This window comes from Psychrobacter sp. T6-1 (assembly GCF_052258445.1).
Window position 1 is genome coordinate 1 of sequence record NZ_JBQQFC010000818.1, and the last position, 534, is coordinate 534.

Here is a 534-nt window from a genome sequence, read left to right on the forward strand (position 1 = left end):
GCGGACGCCTACCTGACCAAGCAGAAATTCGACCAGCGCCAGCTGCTCGACACGATCGGACAGCTGCTATGACGCCCGTCCGGGTCATGCTCGTCGAGGACAGCCTCGTGGTGCGCGAGCTGCTGCGCTATATCGTGTCGCGCGATCCCCGGCTCGAACTCGTGGCCGCGGTGCCCTCCGGCGAGGAGGCTCTGGCCACCCTCCAGGCTGTGCGGCCGGACGTGATCTCCATGGATATCCGCCTGCCCGGTATCGACGGTCTCGAGACCACGCGCCGGATCATGGCCGAGCAGCCGACCCCGATCGTCGTGATCGCCGATTCGGTGGAGGATTCCTCGCTCCGGATCTCCATGAATGCGCTCCGCGCCGGCGCCCTGTCGGTGGTCGAGAAGCCCGTGGCCACCACCCATGCCGGCTACGAGGCGGTGGCCGGCGAAATCTGCACGCAGCTGCGGATCATGGCCCAGGTCCCGGTGATCCGGCGGCGGCCGATCGGTGCCGAATGGGCCGGCCGGACCAGCTTGGCCTCCTTCG

At 68.5% G+C, this 534-nt stretch carries 1 protein-coding gene; it reads left to right on the forward strand.

The annotated features are described in order from the left end of the window. Positions 1-68: 68 nt before the first annotated feature. On the forward strand, positions 69-534 hold a 466-nt coding region (locus tag ACTXGO_RS16150), incomplete at its 3' end, for a response regulator (RefSeq protein WP_443575240.1).